General features: G+C 73.2%; 11 protein-coding genes. 5 read left to right on the top strand and 6 right to left on the bottom strand.

Annotated elements, in window-relative coordinates:
* Positions 1-291 precede the first annotated feature (291 nt).
* From OG389_RS10115 to OG389_RS10105, 3 genes are read right to left on the bottom strand one after another with little or no spacing between them, the layout of a single operon-like run.
* Complete coding sequence (locus OG389_RS10115) at positions 292-1,479, bottom strand: ADP-ribosylglycohydrolase family protein (RefSeq protein WP_328298133.1); 1,188 nt, start codon at positions 1,477-1,479, stop codon at positions 292-294.
* Positions 1,476-3,467 (bottom strand): ADP-ribosylglycohydrolase family protein, encoded by a 1,992-nt coding sequence (locus OG389_RS36745; protein WP_443059240.1) that lies wholly within the window; start codon positions 3,465-3,467, stop codon positions 1,476-1,478. The genes OG389_RS10115 and OG389_RS36745 overlap by 4 nt, the downstream gene beginning before the upstream one ends.
* Positions 3,464-4,450: an ADP-ribosylglycohydrolase family protein gene (locus OG389_RS10105; protein ID WP_328298132.1), complete on the bottom strand. Its 987-nt coding sequence runs from the start codon at positions 4,448-4,450 to the stop codon at positions 3,464-3,466. The genes OG389_RS36745 and OG389_RS10105 overlap by 4 nt, the downstream gene beginning before the upstream one ends.
* 268 nt (positions 4,451-4,718) lie before the next feature.
* Here OG389_RS10105 and OG389_RS10100 point away from each other — a divergent pair, with 268 nt between their 5' ends.
* The 3 genes from OG389_RS10100 (at position 4,719) to OG389_RS10090 (ending at position 11,821) form a co-directional block, all read left to right on the top strand.
* Positions 4,719-5,450 (top strand): VIT1/CCC1 transporter family protein, encoded by a 732-nt coding sequence (locus OG389_RS10100; RefSeq protein ID WP_328298131.1) that lies wholly within the window; start codon positions 4,719-4,721, stop codon positions 5,448-5,450.
* Positions 5,451-5,826: 376 nt separating this feature from the next.
* Positions 5,827-10,368 carry a glutamate synthase large subunit gene (gene gltB / locus OG389_RS10095; protein ID WP_328303648.1) on the top strand — a complete coding sequence of 1,514 codons (4,542 nt, stop codon included), beginning with the start codon at positions 5,827-5,829 and terminating at the stop codon, positions 10,366-10,368.
* Positions 10,361-11,821, top strand: a complete 1,461-nt coding sequence (locus OG389_RS10090) for a glutamate synthase subunit beta (RefSeq protein WP_328298130.1) — start codon at positions 10,361-10,363, stop codon at positions 11,819-11,821. Before gltB ends, OG389_RS10090 begins: the two co-directional genes overlap by 8 nt.
* Before the next feature lie 121 nt (positions 11,822-11,942).
* Here the strand turns inward: OG389_RS10090 and OG389_RS10085 are convergent, their stop codons facing one another.
* Both OG389_RS10085 and OG389_RS10080 read right to left on the bottom strand, forming a co-directional pair.
* A complete protein-coding gene (locus tag OG389_RS10085; protein ID WP_328298129.1) occupies positions 11,943-12,722 on the bottom strand; it encodes a GntR family transcriptional regulator in 780 nt (259 codons plus the stop codon).
* Positions 12,719-13,267, bottom strand: coding sequence for a GntR family transcriptional regulator (locus OG389_RS10080; RefSeq protein WP_328298128.1), 549 nt, complete (start codon positions 13,265-13,267; stop codon positions 12,719-12,721). The genes OG389_RS10085 and OG389_RS10080 overlap by 4 nt, the downstream gene beginning before the upstream one ends.
* Before the next feature lie 148 nt (positions 13,268-13,415).
* Here OG389_RS10080 and OG389_RS10075 point away from each other — a divergent pair, with 148 nt between their 5' ends.
* Together OG389_RS10075 and OG389_RS10070 are read left to right on the top strand one after the other, a co-directional pair.
* On the top strand, positions 13,416-13,805 hold the full coding sequence (locus OG389_RS10075) for an ATP-binding protein (RefSeq protein ID WP_328298127.1): 390 nt from the start codon (positions 13,416-13,418) through the stop codon (positions 13,803-13,805).
* A gap of 105 nt (positions 13,806-13,910) precedes the next feature.
* A complete protein-coding gene (locus OG389_RS10070) occupies positions 13,911-14,033 on the top strand; it encodes a hypothetical protein (protein WP_328298126.1) in 123 nt (40 codons plus the stop codon).
* Positions 14,034-14,058: 25 nt separating this feature from the next.
* Here the strand turns inward: OG389_RS10070 and OG389_RS10065 are convergent, their stop codons facing one another.
* The gene (locus OG389_RS10065; RefSeq protein ID WP_328298125.1) at positions 14,059-17,046 is read right to left on the bottom strand and encodes a helix-turn-helix transcriptional regulator; all 2,988 of its coding nucleotides are present in this window, start codon (positions 17,044-17,046) and stop codon (positions 14,059-14,061) included.
* Between the last annotated feature and the right edge of the window lie 136 nt (positions 17,047-17,182).

Genomic DNA, 17,182 nt, shown 5'->3' with positions numbered 1-17,182 from the left:
CGTTCGTCCCGGCCCCGGCCCCGGGTGCGGAGCGGGATGCGGCCGCGGTTCCTGGGGCTGTGGCAGCGGCTCGGGCGTGCGGGTGGGCCGGGGGAGGGGCGGGGGGTGGGGCTGGGTGCTGGGAAGCGGGCGTCGGTGGCGCGGGGGCCCGGGGGCCGGCCGGTGTCAGTGGGGGGCCCGGGGTGGCGGACGACGCTGGGGGCGGGGCCGTGGCCGGCGGCGGCGGGGGCGCGGCCGGGGAGGCCGACGTCGGCGCGGTCGGGGTCGTGGGGGCTGGCGGCGGCGGGGCGTTCATCGGGGGGCCGTCAGGGCGGCGAAGGCGGCTTCGTGGGCTCGGCGGCGGGCGTGGTCGCGGGCGAAGACCTCGCGGGTCACCGAGGCCAGGGCCGCCGCCGGTGCGCGCAGGTCGAGGCGGCTGGCCTGCGCGACCCGTTCGGCCCAAGCGGTCGGGACGGCCGCCTCGCCCGACAGGGCGCCCGCGATCGCACCGGCCATGGTGGCGATGGAGTCGCAGTCACGGCCGTAGTTCACCGCGCCGAGCACCGAAGCATCGTAGGCGCCGTCGGCGATCAGCAACATGCCGAGCGCGATCGGCAGCTCCTCGATCGAATGCAGGCGCGAGGGCCGCCGCGCGCCCAGGGACGGCTTGCGGTAGTCCGGTCCGACCGAGTCGTACGGGGCGACCGCCGCGCGCAGCGGCGCCAGCGCCGGCTCGAAGTCCCGGTGGCGGGAGGCGGCTTCGCAGACCGCCTCGATGGCCGAGCGCGTGCCGTCCTTCGCCAGGGACAGCGCGGTGTCGACGACCGAGTCGGCCGTGGCACCCGGCACGCACGCCGCCGCCACCGCCGCCGCGAACACGCCCGCCGCCTCCCGCCCGTACGAGGACTGGTGCGCGCCGGTCACGTCCAGCGCCTCCGCGTAAGCTCCCGCCGGATTGCCCGCGTTGACGAGGCCGACCGGTGCCATGTACATCGCCGCACCGCAGTTGACGATGTTGCCGTTGCCCGCCTCGCGCGGGTCCACGTGGGCGTAGTGCAGCCGGGTCACGATCCACTTCTCCGCGAGGAAGATCCGCTGGAGGGGCAGGGCGTCGGCCTCCAGTTCCGGGATCCAGCGGGGGATCGTCATGAGGTCGGGGACCAGGTGGTCGGCGACCGCGTACGCGTCCAGGTGGTCCCGTACGGCCTCGTAGACCCGTACCAGCGCGTGCGTCATGAGGGTGTCGTCGGTGACGTGGCCGTCGCCCTTGTGGTACGGGGCGATCGGTCGGGCCGTGCGCCAGTTCTCGTGCCACGGCCCGACGATGCCCCGTACGCGGCCGCCGTGCCGCTCCACGATCTGCTCCGGGGTCCAGCCCTCCACCGGGCCGCCCAGCGCGTCGCCGACGGCTCCGCCGACCAGGGCGCCGGCGATCCTGTCGTCCAGGGTGAGGGTGGTGGGGGTGGTGGGAGTGGTGGGGGTGAGGTCGGTCGTCGTCATGTTCGGGTCATTCCTTGGGACTGGGACTGGGGCTTGGGTGACGTGAGTTCCGTACGGGCGAGCAGCGCGGCCAGTTCGACGAGGTCGGTGCCCGCCAGCCGGGGGAGGGCGCAGCCGGAGAGGACTCGGCACGCTTCGCGCCAGGCGGCGGGGAGCGAGTCGCCGCCGCCCAGGGCGCCGGTCAGCGCGCCGGCGAGGGCGGGGGCGGAGTCCGCGACGCGCGACAGGCAGGCGGCGGCCGGTACCGCCTCGCCGACGCGGCCGCGGGCCGCGGTGGCGAGGGCGAGGGCCACGGGGACGGTTTCGGCGGCGGCGATCCCGTAGCTGTAGACGTGGTCGACGATCTGGTGTTCCAGGAGCGGAACGATGGCGAAGGCTCCGCCGGTCGGCTCCGCGCGGGCGAGTTCGACGGCGTGCCGGGCGTTGCGGCCGATCTCGGTGGCCTCCGGGAGCTGTTCGAGGGCGGCGTCGACGGCGGCGTCGGTGTCCGCGGCGCTGCCGGTGCCGGCGAGGGCGGTGGCGATGGCCGCGGCCATGGCGCGGGCGCCGTGGACCCCGTCGCCGTCCTGGGTGTAGCGCGCGTCGAACTCGGCGAGGTCCGCCGCGGCGTGCGGGTCCCCGGGGTGGACGACGGCGAGGACGCAGGCACGGATGCAGGCGGCGTCGTCGAAGTAGTGCGGGTTGTCGTGGCCGGTGGCGGGCGGGCGCAGGCCGGCGGCGAGGTTGCCGAGGCCCGCGCGGACGGAGATCCGGGCGCGCAGGGGGAGGACCGCTGACTCGACCTCGGGCGCGCGTTCGGCTGCCGCCGCGACCTCGCTGGCCAGCGCGTTCCAGGCCAGGTCGATGGCGGCACGCATCCTCCTGGACCGGGAGAGGTCGCTGAGCAGCACACCGGCGGCGGTGAGGACGGACTCGGCGGCGAAGGCGGCCCACTCGGCGTCGTCGGAGGGGCCGAGGCGCAGGGGTTCCGGGGGCTGGTTGAGGGCGATGGGGACGGGGAGGGTGGTCGTGGCGTTCTGCTCGGCGAAGGTGTCGAGCTCGCGGGTGAGGCGGCGGGTCCACTCGGGCATCCGGCTGGCGCGGTGACGCGCCGCGGGCCACCCGGCGGCGTCGCCCGCCGCGAGCCCGAGCAGCAGCCCCTCGATCCGCCGGGCCCCTGCTGGGGGCTCGGCGGGCTGCGGCCGGTACGCCGGTACGGCGGCCCGGACCTGCACCGAGCCGCGCACGGCCCCGGGGGCGGTGGGGCCCTGTGGGGTACCGGGTCCGGACTCGGCGCCGGCCCCGGCCCCTGCCCCCGCCGTCCGGACCTGCCAGGTGCCGCGCGTCGCCCCGGGGGCGGTGGATGGGTCGGCGGTACGGGCCTGCGCGGGTGGCGGGGTGGTGAGCGGGCCGGGCCGGTCCGCCGCCGAGGCCGTACGGGCCTGCGTGCGCGGCGGAGCGTCCCGCCCGGCGGGGGTCGGCTCCGGGGCGGGGACGGGTGCCGTCGGGGTGGTGGCGGTGGGACCCTCCCCGTACCCGCCCCTTCCCGAAACCGGGGGCAGGCCCCCGGGCCCCCGGACCGGCGCGGCCGGAGCCGACACCGCCGGTGCTCCGGGGGCGGCGCCGCCCCGTAGCGCCGTGGACTGCGTTGCGGCGGCGGTGGCCGGAAGGAACTCGGGCACCGGCGTCCCGGCCGTCCCCCGGCCCGGGGCCGGTCCGGTCAGGGCGTCGCCCGGTAGGGCCTGCGGAGCCAGGGTGTCGCCGAGCCGGGCCCGGCCGGCCACGGGGTCGCCCTGCGGGCGGGCCGCCCGGTCCGGGGCGTCGCCCTCCTGGATCGGCCCGGTCTCGGCCTCGTCCTGCGGGGCCGCCGGGTCCGGGACGTCGCTCAGTGGGGTCCGCGCAGCGTCGTCCCGCAGGGGCGGCTCCGGCAGGGCGTCGGTGTCCGGCGGGGTCGGGCGGGAGGGGTCCGGCGGGGTCGGGTGGGAGGGGTTCGTCGGGGTCAGGGTCATCGGGAGGTCTCGGTTTCCGGGGTGAGGAGGTCCGCGATGTCCAGGACGTGGTAGCCGCGCATCGAGGGGAGGCAGCTGCCGCGGACCGGGCCGATCGCCGAGGACCATGCGGCCGGGATGGCGGGGGCTCCGGACATCGCTCCGGCGAGCGCGCCCGCCACCGCCGCCGTGGTGTCCGCGTCGCGGCCCATGTTGACGGCCATCAGGACCGAGGACGGGAAGTCGCCTCCGCAGGCGGCGAACGCCCCGAAGGCCAGGCCGACCGCCTCGGGAGCCAGGTCCGTCCACGGGTAGCCGCCGATGACCACCGCCGAGCGCACCGCCCGCTCGCCGCGCGGCGCGGCCGTCACGGCCCGGCGCAGGGAGCGTGCCGTCCAGGAGTCCGAGGGGATGACGGAGAGGGCCGCCGAGACCACCGAGGCCGCGGAGCCGCCGGCCATCGCCGCCGCGACCCCGGCCGCGACGGCCTGGCCGCCGTAGATGCCCTCGCCGTCGTGGCTCACGCAGCCGTCGATGGCGACCAGCCGGGCGGCTTCGGCGGGCCGGCCCGCCGCGAAGACCCCGAAGGGGGCCGCCCGCATGGCGAGCCCGTCCGACCAGGCGTGCCGGTGCTGCGCCGAGATGGGGGCCGCCAGTCCCCGGCGGAGGTTTTCGAGGGTGCCGCGTTCCGAGAAGCCCGCGCCGCGGAAGGGGCCCTCGTCCAGGTCCGCGATCCAGTGGTGCCACGCGCGTTCGACGTGCGCGACCGTCAGCGCCGATCCGTGGCGGGCCAGCAGCAGGCCCGAGAAGATCGCGTACTCGGTGTCGTCCGTACCGGCCGGGTCGTCCGAGACGAAGCCCTCGATGCGGCCCCATTTCGCCCGGATCTCCGACGGCTTCATGTTCTCCGCGGGAGCGCCCAGCGCGTCACCCACCGCGAGGCCCAGAAGAGCGCCCCTGGCCCGTTCGAGGAGGACCTGCGGATTGCATGCAATCAGCTCCATGGCGCGCCTCTCCACTTGATGGGACTCATATTGAGCCCTTGGGGGATTTGTGCCATGGCATGTGGTTTGTCGCTCGTCGCGAAACACCCGCTCCGCTCTGCCGTCACCCGGTCGCCGATCCCCAAAACCCCAGGTAAGTACGGCCTTCCTTGCTGGCGGGCGTCGAAAATCGTGCGTAGTTTCGAGGTGTTCAGGGGGAGTGGGTGTCCGCGCGTCGGTCATGGCACAGCTCTGTGCACCCACTCGTACAAAAGGGGAGATAGTCGGAATGTCCATCATTGACATCGAAGCGCCGCTTCACACCGCCCACCGCGACAACCACACCCACCGCGACGTCAACGGCGGATGGCTGCGCCCGGCGGTCTTCGGTGCCATGGACGGGCTCGTCTCCAACCTCGCCCTGATGACCGGTGTGGCCGGCGGCGCCGTCGCCCCGCACACCGTCGTGATCACCGGCCTGGCCGGCCTCGCCGCGGGCGCCTTCTCGATGGCGGCGGGGGAGTACACCTCGGTGGCCTCGCAGCGCGAGCTCGTACTCGCCGAACTGGACATAGAGCGCCAGCAGTTGCGCAAGCACCCCACCGACGAGATGGAGGAGCTGGCCGAGCTCTACGTGTCGCGCGGAGTCGAGCCGGCGCTGGCCCGCGAGGTGGCCATGCAGCTGTCCCGCGACCCCGAGCAGGCCCTGGAGATCCACGCCCGCGAGGAGCTCGGGATCGACCCCGACGACCTGCCGTCGCCGACGGTGGCCGCCGTGTCCTCCTTCGGTTCCTTCGCGCTGGGCGCGCTGGTCCCGCTGCTGCCCTACCTGCTCGGCGCCACCACCCTGTGGCCGGCGGTCCTGCTGGCGCTGCTGGGGCTCTTCGCCTGCGGCGCGGTGGTCTCCCGGGTCACGGCCCGCTCCTGGTGGTACAGCGGGCTGCGCCAGCTGGTCCTGGGTGGCGCGGCCGCGGGTGTGACGTACATCCTGGGGACCTGGATCGGTGGCGCCGTAGGCTGACCCGCCCGGGAGTGAGACACTATGCAGTAGACAACATAAGTAGTCAGTTACTCGGCGGTTTCAATCCTGTGTCCGCCGGGCATCAAGACCAGGGCGCCGGGCAATGAGGCCCGCCCCGTACCGGGGCCTTCGTCCCGTGTCCCGATCGCCGGACACCTGCGAAAGCCCCCTCTTGTCTGCTCCGGGCAGTGTCCGCATGCTGGAATGGCATATCCGCTTCTCGGGATTGTCGTCATCATGTAATCTGCACGAAATTTCGCAGAGGGCCAACGTCGTCCCTCGGCTATGCACATATGCCACGACGACGACGGGAGAGCCGATGCGTTCCGCATCCACGCACTCCGCGACCGGCCTCAGCAACAACGCCTGGTCGCCCATGGACGGTCGCCCCGCCCAGCAGGGCATGTACGACCCGCGCAACGAGCACGACGCCTGCGGCGTCGGCTTTGTGGCCAACCTCACCGGCGAGGCCAGCCACACGCTGGTCGAGCAGGCGCTGACCGTATTGCGGAACCTCGAGCACCGCGGCGCCACCGGCTCCGAGCCCGACTCGGGCGACGGCGCCGGCATCCTCTCCCAGGTGCCGGACGCATTCCTGCGCGAGGTCGCCGGATTCGACCTCCCCGAGGCCGGCGCGTACGCCGTCGGCATCGGCTTCCTCCCCGCCGACGGCACCGCACAGGCCGTCGCCGTGGAGCGGATCGAGGCCATCGCCGCCGAGGAGAACCTCACGGTCCTCGGCTGGCGCGAGGTCCCGGTCACCCCGGACCTGCTCGGCAACGGCGCCCGCGCCACCATGCCGGCCTTCTCGCAGCTGTTCGTTTCCAACGGAACCAGCGGCATCGAGCTGGACCGCAAGGCCTTCGTGCTGCGCAAGCGCGCCGAGCGCGAGACCGGGGTCTACTTCCCGTCGCTCTCCGCCCGCACCCTCGTCTACAAGGGCATGCTGACCACCGGCCAGCTCGAGCCCTTCTTCCCGGACCTCTCCGACCGCCGCTTCGCCTCCGCGATCGCCCTGGTCCACTCCCGGTTCTCGACGAACACCTTCCCGTCCTGGCCGCTCGCCCACCCGTACCGCTTCGTCGCGCACAACGGCGAGATCAACACGGTCAAGGGCAACCGGAACTGGATGAAGGCCCGCGAGTCCCAGCTGGCGTCCGGCCTCTTCGGCGAGGGCGCCCTGGAGCGGATCTTCCCGATCTGCACCCCGGACGCCTCCGACTCGGCCTCCTTCGACGAGGTCCTGGAGCTGCTCCACCTCGGCGGCCGTTCGCTCCCGCACAGCGTGCTGATGATGATCCCGGAGGCGTGGGAGAACCACACCTCCATGGCCCCGGCCCGCCGCGCGTTCTACAAGTACCACTCCACGCAGATGGAGCCGTGGGACGGCCCCGCCTGCGTCACCTTCACCGACGGCACCCAGGTCGGCGCCGTTCTCGACCGCAACGGTCTGCGCCCCGGCCGTTACTGGGTCACCGACGACGACTTCGTCGTGCTCTCCTCCGAGGTCGGCGTCCTGGACATCGACCCGGCCAAGGTCGTCCGCAAGGGCCGCCTGCAGCCCGGCAAGATGTTCCTCGTCGACACCGCCCAGAAGCGGATCATCGAGGACGACGAGATCAAGGACTCGCTCGCCGCCGAGCACCCCTACGCCGAATGGCTGGAGACCGGCGAGATCGAGCTCGAGGACCTCCCCGAGCGCGAGCACATCGTCCACACCCACGCCTCGGTCACCCGCCGCCAGCAGACCTTCGGCTACACCGAGGAAGAGCTGCGCGTCATCCTCGCGCCCATGGCCCGTACGGCTGGCGAGCCGCTCGGCTCCATGGGTACGGACTCCCCGATCGCGGCCCTGTCCGAGCGCCCCCGGCTGCTCTTCGACTACTTCACCCAGCTCTTCGCGCAGGTCACCAACCCGCCGCTGGACGCCATCCGCGAGGAGCTCGTCACCTCGCTGCTGTCCTCGCTCGGCCCGCAGGGCAACCTGCTGGAGCCGACCGCCGCGTCCTGCCGCAGCGTCACGCTGCCGTTCCCGGTGATCGACAACGACGAGCTCGCCAAGCTGATACACGTCAACGCCGACGGCGACATGCCGGGCATGAAGGCCGCCACCCTCTCGGGCCTGTACCGGGTCTCGGGCGGCGGCGAGGCGCTGGCCGCCCGCCTGGAGGAGATCCGCGGCGAGGTCGACGCGGCCATCGAGAACGGCGCGCACCTGATCGTCCTCTCGGACCGTCACTCCGACGCCGAGCACGCGCCGATCCCGTCGCTGCTGCTCACCTCCGCCGTGCACCACCACCTCATCGCCACCAAGCAGCGCACCCAGGTGGGTCTGCTCGTCGAGGCCGGCGACGTCCGCGAGGTCCACCACGTCGCGCTGCTCATCGGCTACGGCGCGGCCGCGGTCAACCCGTACCTCGCCATGGAGTCCGTCGAGGACCTGCTGCGCGCGGGTACCTTCCTGTCCGGCCTGGAGCCGGAGCAGGCCATCAAGAACCTGATCTACGCGCTCGGCAAGGGCGTCCTGAAGGTCATGTCCAAGATGGGCATCTCCACGGTCGCCTCCTACCGCGGCGCCCAGGTCTTCGAGGCCGTCGGCCTGAACGAGGAGTTCGTCGCCGCGTACTTCCAGGGCACCGCCACCAAGATCGGCGGCGCCGGCCTGAACGTCATCGCCAAGGAGGTGGCCGCGCGCCACGCCAAGGCGTACCCGGCCTCCGGCATCGCGGCCACGCACCGCGCGCTGGAGATCGGCGGCGAGTACCAGTGGCGCCGCGAGGGCGAGCCGCACCTGTTCGACCCGGACACCGTCTTCCGCCTGCAGCACGCGACCCGCAACCGCCGGTACGACATCTTCAAGCAGTACACGGACCGCGTGAACGAGCAGTCCGAGCGCCTGATGACGCTCCGCGGGCTCTTCGGGTTCAAGAGCGAGGACCGGCCGTCGATCTCCATCGACGAGGTCGAGTCGGTCGCCGACATCGTCAAGCGCTTCTCCACCGGCGCGATGTCGTACGGCTCCATCTCCAAGGAGGCGCACGAGACCCTCGCCATCGCCATGAACCAGCTGGGCGCCAAGTCCAACACCGGTGAGGGCGGCGAGGACCCGGACCGCCTGTACGACCCGGCCCGCCGCTCCTCCATCAAGCAGGTCGCCTCCGGCCGCTTCGGTGTCACGAGCGAGTACCTGGTCAACGCGGACGACATCCAGATCAAGATGGCGCAGGGCGCCAAGCCCGGCGAGGGCGGCCAGCTGCCCGGCCACAAGGTTTACCCGTGGGTCGCCAAGACCCGGCACTCCACCCCGGGCGTGGGCCTGATCTCCCCGCCGCCGCACCACGACATCTACTCCATCGAGGACCTGGCCCAGCTGATCCACGACCTCAAGAACGCGAACCCGGCCGCACGCATCCACGTGAAGCTGGTTTCCGAGGTCGGTGTCGGCACCGTCGCCGCGGGTGTCTCCAAGGCCCACGCGGACGTCGTCCTCATCTCCGGCCACGACGGCGGTACGGGCGCCTCGCCGCTCACCTCGCTGAAGCACGCGGGCGGTCCCTGGGAGCTCGGCCTCGCCGAGACCCAGCAGACCCTGCTGCTCAACGGGCTGCGCGACCGCATCGTGGTCCAGACGGACGGCCAGCTCAAGACCGGCCGCGACGTCATCATCGCCGCGCTGCTCGGCGCCGAGGAGTTCGGTTTCGCGACCGCGCCGCTCGTCGTCTCCGGCTGCGTCATGATGCGCGTCTGCCACCTGGACACCTGCCCGGTCGGCATCGCCACCCAGAACCCGGTCCTGCGCGACCGCTTCTCGGGCAAGCCCGAGTTCGTCGTCAACTTCTTCGAGTTCATCGCGGAGGAGGTGCGCGAGCTCCTCGCCGAGCTGGGCTTCCGCACGATCGAGGAGGCCGTCGGCCACGCCGAGCTCCTCGACACCAGCAAGGCCGTCACGCACTGGAAGGCGCAGGGTCTCGACCTGGAGCCGCTCTTCTACGTGCCGGAGCTGCCCGAGGGCGCGGTCCGCCACGCCCTGATCGAGCAGGACCACGGTCTGGAGAAGGCCCTCGACAACGAGCTCATCGAGCTCGCCGCCGAGGCGCTGAACGCCGACTCCGCCGAGAGCGCCCAGCCCGTCCGCGCCCAGGTCTCGATCCGCAACATCAACCGGACCGTCGGCACCATGCTCGGGCACGAGGTCACCAAGAGGTTCGGCGGTGCGGGCCTGCCCGACAACACCATCGACCTGACCTTCACCGGAAGCGCCGGCCAGTCCTTCGGCGCCTTCCTGCCCAGGGGCGTGACCCTGCGCCTGGAGGGCGACGCCAACGACTACGTCGGCAAGGGCCTCTCCGGCGGCCGGGTCGTGGTCCGTCCCGACCGCGGCGCCGACCACCTGGCCGAGTACTCGACCATCGCGGGCAACACGATCGGCTACGGCGCCACCGGCGGCGAGCTGTTCCTGCGCGGCCGCACCGGCGAGCGCTTCTGCGTCCGCAACTCCGGCGCCCTGGTCGTCTCGGAAGGCGTGGGCGACCACGGCTGCGAGTACATGACCGGCGGCACCGCGGTCGTCCTCGGCGAGACGGGCCGCAACTTCGCGGCAGGCATGTCGGGCGGCGTCGCGTACGTCATCGACCTCGACGTGAACAACGTCAACGTCGGCAACGCGGGCGCGGTGGAAACCCTCTCCGACGCCGACTCCCAGTGGCTGCACGATGTGGTGCGCCGCCACGAGGAGGAGACCGGCTCGACCGTGGCCGCGAAGCTCCTGGCTGACTGGACCGCCTCGGCGGCCCGCTTCAGCAAGATCATCCCGACCACGTACAAGGCAGTGCTCGCCGCCAAGGACGCCGCCGAGCTGGCCGGACTCTCGGAGTCCGAGACCACCGAGAAGATGATGGAGGCGGCGACCAATGGCTGACCCGAAGGGCTTCCTCACCACCCCGCGCGAGACCGCCTGCACCCGTCCCGTGGCCGAGCGCCTGAAGGACTGGAACGAGGTCTACGTTCCGGGCTCGCTGCTCCCGATCATCAGCAAGCAGGCCGGCCGCTGCATGGACTGCGGCATCCCGTTCTGCCACAACGGCTGTCCGCTCGGGAACCTGATCCCGGAGTGGAACGACTTCGCGTACCGAGAGGACTGGACCGCCGCCTCCGAGCGCCTGCACGCAACGAACAACTTCCCGGAGTTCACCGGGCGGCTGTGCCCGGCGCCGTGCGAGTCCGCCTGTGTACTGGGCATCAACCAGCCGGCCGTCACGATCAAGAACGTCGAAGTCTCGATCATCGACAAGGCCTGGGACAACGGCGACGTCACCCCGCAGGCGCCCGAGCGCCTCTCCGGCAAGACGGCCGCCGTCATCGGCTCCGGTCCGGCGGGCCTCGCCGCGGCCCAGCAGCTGACCCGGGCCGGGCACACCGTGGTGGTGTACGAGCGCGCCGACCGCGTCGGTGGGCTGCTGCGCTACGGCATCCCCGAGTTCAAGATGGAGAAGGTGCACATCAACCGCCGCATCGAGCAGATGCGCGCGGAGGGCACCAAGTTCCGTACCGGCGTCGAGGTCGGCCGCGACATCACGGCGACCGACCTGCGCAAGCGGTTCGACGCGGTGGTCATCGCGGCGGGCGCGACCGTCTCCCGCGACCTGCCGGTCCCGGGCCGCGACCTCAAGGGCATCCACTTCGCGATGGAGTACCTCCCCCTCGCGAACAAGGTGCAGGAGGGCGACTTCATGGCGCCCCCCATCACCGCCGAGGGCAAGCACGTGGTGGTCATCGGCGGCGGCGACACCGGCGCGGACTGCGTGGGCACCGCCCACCGCCAGGGCGCGGCCTCGGTCACGCAACTGGAGATCATGCCGCGTCCCTCCGAGGACCGGCCGGCCGGCCAGCCCTGGCCGACGTTCCCCATGCTGTACAAGGTCACCTCCGCTCACGAGGAGGGCGGCGAGCGGATCTACTCCGTCTCCACCACCCACTTCGAGGGCGACGAGGACGGCAACGTCCAGGCCCTCCACCTGGTCGAGGTCGCCTTCGAGGACGGCAAGCTCGTCCAGAAGCCCGGCACCGAGCGCGTCCTCCCCGCGCAGCTGGTCACCCTGGCCATGGGCTTCACCGGCACCGACCAGGAGAACGGCCTGACGGCCCAGTTCGGCCTGGCGATGGACGCCCGCGGCAACATCGAGCGCGACGCCTCCTACGCGACCAACGTCGACGGCGTCTTCGTCGCCGGCGACGCCGGCCGCGGCCAGTCGCTGATCGTCTGGGCCATCGCGGAAGGCCGCTCGGCCGCCCGCGGCGTGGACCGCTTCCTGACCGGCACCAGCGCCCTCCCGTACCCGGTCAAGCCGACGGACCGCTCCATCACCGTGTAACCCCGCAGTACCCCCGGCCGGGACCCCTCATACGGTCCGTACAACGGCGTACGGAATTCTGACACCACGCCCGCCACGTCCCCGACCAGGGGTGGCGGGCGTTGTGGCGTTCCGGGGCGGGCTACTCGGGGATGAACTCGTACTGGAGCTCGTACAGGTGGCCGGCCTTCACCATGACGGTGACTTCGACGGGGAGGTCGTCATCGGCGTACACCGTACGGAGGGTCCGCAGGACGGGCAGGTCACCGGGCAGCCGCAGGGCGGTGTACTGCTCCTGTGTCGCGACCCGGGCGGAGAGCCGGTCCGTGCTTCGGCGGGGTGGGAAACCGAGCTCGGTCAGCAGGGTTGGGGTGCCTCCCCGGATCCGCCGGGGCTCAGCGAGGGCGGTGCCGCGTGCGAGGTCCGGCGGGTAGTACGAGCTCACCAGCTCGGCGGGTTCGCCGTCGACGGTGATCAGCTGGCGCCTGCACACGGCCGGGCTGCCCTCCGAAAGGCCGAGGGCGGCAGCGACGTCGCCGAGGACCGGCAGCTCTTCCACCGTCAGCAGGGTGCTGTGAGCTTCGCCTGCCTGCTCCGAGACTTCGGCGAGCCAGGGATAGGCCGCCCCGGCCACGGCCGGAGTGAGTGATCCCGCCGGGCGCACGGTCCGCTGCCGGTTGGCTCGTACGGTCACCGCCGCGCCGGCCCGACCGACGGCCAGTCCTTCGTCCTTGAGGAGTTGGACGGCCTTCTGGATCGTTGCGTTGGAGGCGTCGAACCGGGATTTCAGCAGTGTGGTGGAAGGCAGCTTCGACCCGGGTGGGAGGTCTCCGCTCATGATCTCGTCACGGAGATCGGCGGCGATGCGGGCGTGCAGCGGCCTGGGGTCGAGACCGGAGGCTTCGGAACGGGACAAGGTCATGCGACCTCGATGTCGATCTCGTACCGCAACTGCTGGCGTCCGGCAGGCATGACCATCAGGTCGGCCTGGATCGGGCGGCCCGCCGAGTCGTAGGTGGTCCGGGCGAGTTGAAGGACCGGCTCGGCCGCCCCGAGGCGCAGTTGCTCCAGCTCCTCCGGGCCGGGCATCCGCGCCGTCACGTTCTCGACGGCTCGTACGCCGATGTGTCCCAGCCCGGCCAGCAGTGTCACGGCGCCACCCCGGATCTTCGCGGTTCCGGCCAGAGGGGTGCCTGCGGCGATGTCGGCAGGGTAGTAAGTGTCGGTCAACTCGGTTGGCTCACCGTCGAGTTCGATGATCCGGCGGCGGACGACGACGGTCTCCGCCCCCGTGAGGGTGAGCATACGGGCGACCTCCGCCGGGACGTCGACCTCGCCGGCGTGCAGGATGCGCTGCCCGCCGCGACGGCCGGCGGCCTCGGCCTCATCGGTCCAGGCATCCGCGACCCCGGTGGCGCGGGGGGTCAGGTACGGCATCGACGTGCTGGTCCATCCGCTGCCGCTCACGCTGCCTCCTGCGTATCCGTCGCTCTGCCGGTCCCCACGTTAGGCGACCGCGCCGCGCTATCCCAGCCTCGCAAAGCTTGCTGCTTTTCGCGAATAGCGATACGTTCTGTGTGGCCTTGGAAGCTCAGCGTTAAGGCGGTGGGGCGTTATGTCCTTGTCTCGGCAGCAGCGGTTCCCTCGGGCCCGCGCCTCGGTGCGTGCGGCCCGCCAGTTCGTGGGTGACACGCTCGGCGAGTGGGGCGTGTCAGAGCGGCGGGACGACATACGGCTCTGCGTGTCCGAGCTCGCCACGAATGCCGTTTCGCACGGGGTCCCGCTGGGGCGGGATTTCTGCGTGCGTCTGGAGTGGGAGGGCGGGATCTTGGTGATCGAGGTGCGTGACAGCGGCCCCGGTAGCCCGGTCGTGCAGCAGCCTGGCCTCGAAGCCCTGACCGGCCGGGGGCTGTGGCTGGTGGGGGAGCTTGCGGACGAGGTCCGGATCCACGGTGAGCGGGTGGGCAAGACGGTATCGGCCGGGTTCAAGCTGGCGTCGCCGTGAGGTGGTGACCGTTGGCGCGGCGCCCGCCACGTCCCCGACCAGGGGTGGCGGGCGTTGTGGCGTTCCGGGGCGGGGCTCTCCTCGCTGCTACGGAATCTCGGGGGCGTGGAAGAGGTACACCTCGCGGAGGCCGCGAGGTGGCGGGCCGTCAACCCGACGCTCAGCGCAGAGGAGGTCGGCGAGATCGACGAGGCGGTGGCTCTGATCGTCGAGACCAGCGGTTCCTGACCTCCGGAACACCGGGCGGCACGGGTCAGGGCCCGTGACGGGCTGTGAGGGCGGCCAGCGCCGAGCGGGTGGTGACGCCCGTCTTGCGGTAGATGTGCGACAGGTGGGTGTCCACCGTGCGGGGGCTGAGGTAGAGGCGCGCCGCGATGGCCGGGGTGGTGAGGCCCTCGGTCACCAGGGCCGCGATCTGCTGCTCGCGCGGGGTGAGGTGGGGGAGCGGGGCCGGGGTGGGAGTGGGCCCGGGTGTTGGCGTTGGCGTGAGCGCCGGTGCCAGCGCCGGTGAGGGTGCCGGGGCCGGTGTGGCGGGTGGGGGGAAGAGGTCCGCCAGGCCCGTCAGGAGGTGGGCGCCGCCCGAAGCGGCCAGGTGGCGACCGCGGTGCCAGAGCGGTGCGGCCCCGGCCGGGTCGCCGGCCCGGGCCGTCAGGGAGGAGGCGATGAGCAGAGCCTGGGCCTCCCACAGCGCCGCGCCCGACCGGGCGGCCTCTCCGGCCGCCCGCAGGTACAGCTCCGCCGCCGGTCCCGGCTCGCCGCGCCCCGCCAGCAGCTGGCCCGCGCTGCGCAGCGCGGAGGCGCGCTGGGTCGGCAGGCCGAGGTGCTCCGCGTCCGCCGCGGCCCGGGCCGCCCACGCCTGCGCGCCGGCCAGGTCGCCGAGGACGACGGCCGAGGTGACCAGGGACTCCAGGAACAGCGGGCGCATCGTCGGCTGGAGCTGGGTGAGGGCGGGGCCGCCGCCCGCCCGCAGCATCGCGGACCGGGCCCGCTCGGGGTCGCCGCCGTGCAGTGCCACGTAACTCAGCACGCACCAGGCCAGGGAGTTCCACCAGCTGCCGCGCGACCCGGACAGTGCGACCGCCTCCTCCGCCACGGCCAGCGGGGTGCCGTCGCCCGGCGGCAGGGCGGCGAGCAGCACCTGAGCCTTGTTCGCGAGGACCAGGGCGAGGAGTTCCTCGCTGCCGATGCCCCGGGCGATGCTCTCCGCCTCGTCCACGAACTCCAGCGCCGAGACCAGCCGGCAGGTGTTCATATGGACGATCGCCTTGCACAGGAGCAGGTGCGGCAGGAGGTGGAGCGGACCGACGCGGCGGGCGAGGGCCAGGCCCCGGTCGGCGTGCCGCTCCGCGTCCGGGTACCGCTCCAGGTAGAACTCCGTCCAGGCCAACCGGGCCAGCGGCTCCGGGAGATCCGAGAGTCCGGCGAGTTCCTCGTCGGACAGGGTCTGCGTCATGGCCCCGGTCAGTGCGTCGACCCGGGCCGCCGCACGGTCGGCCAGCCCGCGGGCCGTGGCCGGATCTCCCCCGTACGTCTCCCCGAGCGCGGAGGTGGTCAGCGCCCCCGCCTCAGCCGGCCCGTTCCCCAGCCGGCGGGCCAGTCCGTACGTGCGCCGTACGTCCTCGCGCACCTCGGTGTAGGACAGCGCGTGCGGTGCAGAGGAGCCGAGTTCGAGACCGAGGGCGAGCGCGTCGGCCGGGCGCGGGGCGGGCCGACGGGCCAGCTCGCGGCGCAGCAGCGCGACCGCGGCCCCGTAGTCCCCGAGGTGGCGCTCCATCGAGGCGCACAGGGTGACGGCGCTCGCGCGCAGCCCGCCGTCCTCGCCGGATCCGACCTGCGCGATGAGCGCGTAGAGCAGGCCGCGGCTCTCCCTGAGCTCCCCGCACACGCTCAGCGCCCGCGCGCGCCGCAGCAGCAGTTGCCGGCGGTGCGCGCGGTGCTCCGGGGTGTCCGGGAGGATCCGCAGTACAACCCCCAGCCAGTGGGCGCAGCTCGCGGGGGCGGTGGTCTGCGCCTGCCCGGCGGCCTCCAGCAGCACGGTCGCCGCCTCCGGGTCCCAGCCGGCCAGTGCCCGCTCGACGTGATGGGCCCGTACGGCGGCGGAGGCGCCCGCCCCGGCCAGCGCGGCGGCCGCCCGCCGGTGCATGCCCGTACGCCGCCGGTGTTCGGTGTTCTCGTGCACCACGGTCCGCAGCACCGGATGGCGCAGCGACCAGCTCCCGCCCGGCCCGGGCCGCACCAAGTCCCGGCCCGCCAGTACGCCGAGGTCCGCGTCGAGCTGCCCGGGGTCCGGCGCCGCCGCGGTGAGCGCCAGCAGCGGGGCGGTGGCATGGTCGCCGAGCACGGCGACGGCCTCGGCGGTACGCCGCTGCGTGGCGGTGAGCGGGGTCAGCTCGTCGAGCAGCAGGGCGGTGAGGCCGCCGGCCGGGACGGCGGGACCGGCGGCCTGGCCCTGGAGCAGGGTCAGGAAGTAGAGCGGGTTGCCCTCGCTGGCGGCGTACAGCCGGGCGGCGCGGCCGGGCGCCAGCCCCGGGGCGAGGTGGTCCACGCAGGCCCGCTCGCCGAGGGGCCCGAGGTCCAGCCGCAGTACGGCGCCGGAGTCGACGCCCCGGGTGAGCGCGGCGGCGAGCGAGGGGGAGGTCTGGCGGTCGCGGCGGGCCACCACGACGGTCACGGGGGCGTGCGGGGGGTGGCGTACGAGGTGGTCGAGGAGTTCGAGGGAGGCCGGGTCCGCCCAGTGGAGGTCGTCGAGGGCGATGAGCAGCCCGCCCCCGCCCCCGCCCCCGCCCCCGCCCCCGCCCTCGCTTCGGCCACTGCCTCCGCCGCTTCCGGCGAGCGCCCCGAGCATCCGTGCGACGGCCCGGTGCACGGCGAACCGGTCCACCGGCGCGGGCGGGGTCGTGTCGTGGAGGTCGGGGGTCGAGCCGTGGAGGACCGGGGCCAGAGAGGGCTCCGCCGACCACGGGTGGAGGAGGCCGGGGTCCAGGTCGGCCAGGGCATCGGTGAACAGGCTGAAGGGGATGTGCCGTTCGTACTCGGTGGCGCGGCCGCGCAGCACGGTCAGGCCGCGGGTGCGGGCCCGGCCGCACACCTCGGCGAGCAGCCGGCTCTTGCCCATGCCCGCCGCACCCGTGAGGTCGACCACGCACGGAGTCCCGCCGCGCCCCTCCGCCGTTGCGTCGAGCACGTCGTCCAGCCGGTCGAGCTCGGCCCCCCGGCCGACCAGCGGTGTCCTGTCCGTCATGGTGCCTCCCCGGATGTCCGGTACCCGGATTGGGGCCCGGGGATACGCGGGCGGTTCGGGGGATACGTAGGCGGTTCTACGGATGCCGCTGCCGAAGCCGGGCTGCCAGCATCGAAGTGACCCCGGCCGCGCCCGA

Origin of the sequence: Streptomyces sp. NBC_00435 (assembly GCF_036014235.1) — a bacterium.
In the GTDB taxonomy this organism is placed as follows: domain Bacteria; phylum Actinomycetota; class Actinomycetes; order Streptomycetales; family Streptomycetaceae; genus Streptomyces.
The sequence above is the reverse complement of the archived record's forward strand: the minus strand, read 5'-3'. Positions and strand labels throughout refer to the sequence as shown.

Coding starts and splice junctions, on each gene's coding strand:
- OG389_RS10115 (WP_328298133.1), bottom strand. CDS start 1,479: ATGACGACGACCGACCTCACCCCCACCACTCCCACCACCCCCACCACC.
- OG389_RS36745 (WP_443059240.1), bottom strand. CDS start 3,467: ATGACCCTGACCCCGACGAACCCCTCCCACCCGACCCCGCCGGACCCC.
- OG389_RS10105 (WP_328298132.1), bottom strand. CDS start 4,450: ATGGAGCTGATTGCATGCAATCCGCAGGTCCTCCTCGAACGGGCCAGG.
- OG389_RS10100 (WP_328298131.1), top strand. CDS start 4,719: ATGTCCATCATTGACATCGAAGCGCCGCTTCACACCGCCCACCGCGAC.
- gltB (WP_328303648.1), top strand. CDS start 5,827: ATGGACGGTCGCCCCGCCCAGCAGGGCATGTACGACCCGCGCAACGAG.
- OG389_RS10090 (WP_328298130.1), top strand. CDS start 10,361: ATGGCTGACCCGAAGGGCTTCCTCACCACCCCGCGCGAGACCGCCTGC.
- OG389_RS10085 (WP_328298129.1), bottom strand. CDS start 12,722: ATGACCTTGTCCCGTTCCGAAGCCTCCGGTCTCGACCCCAGGCCGCTG.
- OG389_RS10075 (WP_328298127.1), top strand. CDS start 13,416: ATGTCCTTGTCTCGGCAGCAGCGGTTCCCTCGGGCCCGCGCCTCGGTG.
- OG389_RS10065 (WP_328298125.1), bottom strand. CDS start 17,046: ATGACGGACAGGACACCGCTGGTCGGCCGGGGGGCCGAGCTCGACCGG.